This window comes from Rhodoferax sp. RT5P35, assembly GCF_056521385.1.
This window is the reverse complement of sequence record NZ_JBWMAX010000329.1, coordinates 1-1,070: the sequence shown is the minus strand read 5'-3', so window position 1 is coordinate 1,070 and position 1,070 is coordinate 1. Positions and strand designations below refer to the sequence as shown.

Genomic DNA, 1,070 nt, shown 5'->3' with positions numbered 1-1,070 from the left:
CATGCACAAACCGCTGAGTACCCGGCAGCCGGTACACCGAGAAGTCGCGCACATCGGTGGTGGCGATGCGGTGGATTTTCAGGTGGACGGCCAGGTAGACCAGGCTGGCATCGCAGAAGTCCATGGGTAGGTCTACGTAACGGTCCACCATCTCCCAGAGGGCGGCGATGGCATCGGCGGGCGGAGATTCGATGCGCAGATGGCCCAGGGCCTGCGCTTGGGCGGCCCAGGTGAAGAAGGCTTTTTGCTGGTGGTGGGTCAGCAGGGCGCAGACTTCGGTGAATACCGCCCAGGTGGTGGTGGTCTGGCCCAGGTAGCTGGCAAAGAAGGCTTTGCAGCGCGCGTGGTGGTGGTCTTTGGGACTGAACAGCGCGATGAAATAGCCCGAGTCGGCCAGGATGTTCATACCGGCTTTATGCCGGTTTCATGGGGCGGCTGGCCGAGTGCGCCGCGGGCACGGGCGGAGCGTTCGGCGTGTTTCTGGCGCAGGGCATCGCGGGCCTGGCGCTTGTGGGGGCGTTGCTCTGCGGCTTCGCGCACTGCGTCGGCGCTGGGGTCTTGTGGCACGCCGCGCATCGCCGCCTCATACAGGTCAAGCGAGGAGGGTTGGGCGTGTTTGCTCAAAAATTCCTGGATGCTGCGCACGATCACCGCCGATTTGCTCAGGCCCTGGCGCGCGCCGAACTCAGCGATCTGGTTTTCAGTGTCGGGAGGGAGACGAAGGGAAATAGGCATGGCGGGCACCATTTGAGATACAAGTTGTAAATTGTATCGCCATGCGCCTGTTTCAGCATGCCCCACCAACAAAGTGGGAGGGCAGTCTGCGCATGCTATAGAAATCGCTTTAAATTCTGCACAACAAAATAGCCTCTAGCGCTTATCTTATAAGCACAAGAAGCTATGTATTCGATAGTGAAAATGCAGAAATTTCTGCGGATCTCTGGGATCAGCGCGTACGCGTCACCTTGGACAAATGGCGCGGCTTGTCCGGGTCCTGGCCGCGGGCGCGGGCCACGGCTTCGACCAGCAGGTAAAAGCTCTGGATGGCGGTGATGGGGTCCAGGTCTTCG

2 protein-coding genes and 1 pseudogene are annotated in these 1,070 nt (G+C 60.5%); all 3 read right to left on the bottom strand.

Annotated elements, in window-relative coordinates:
• Nucleotides 1-406: type II toxin-antitoxin system VapC family toxin (locus tag AC097L_RS26065; protein ID WP_479589586.1), on the bottom strand; the 406-nt coding region annotated here is incomplete at its 3' end.
• Nucleotides 403-735 carry a hypothetical protein gene (locus AC097L_RS26060; RefSeq protein ID WP_479589585.1) on the bottom strand — a complete coding sequence of 111 codons (333 nt, stop codon included), beginning with the start codon at nt 733-735 and terminating at the stop codon, nt 403-405. The genes AC097L_RS26065 and AC097L_RS26060, both read right to left, overlap by 4 nt.
• 211 nt (nt 736-946) lie before the next feature.
• Nucleotides 947-1,070 (bottom strand): annotated as a pseudogene (locus AC097L_RS26055) (SIS domain-containing protein); the annotation flags it as partial.

What these genes read in the sequence shown, in the direction of transcription:
- AC097L_RS26060 (WP_479589585.1), bottom strand. Translation starts at nt 735, where the DNA reads ATGCCTATTTCCCTTCGTCTCCCTCCCGACACTGAAAACCAGATCGCT.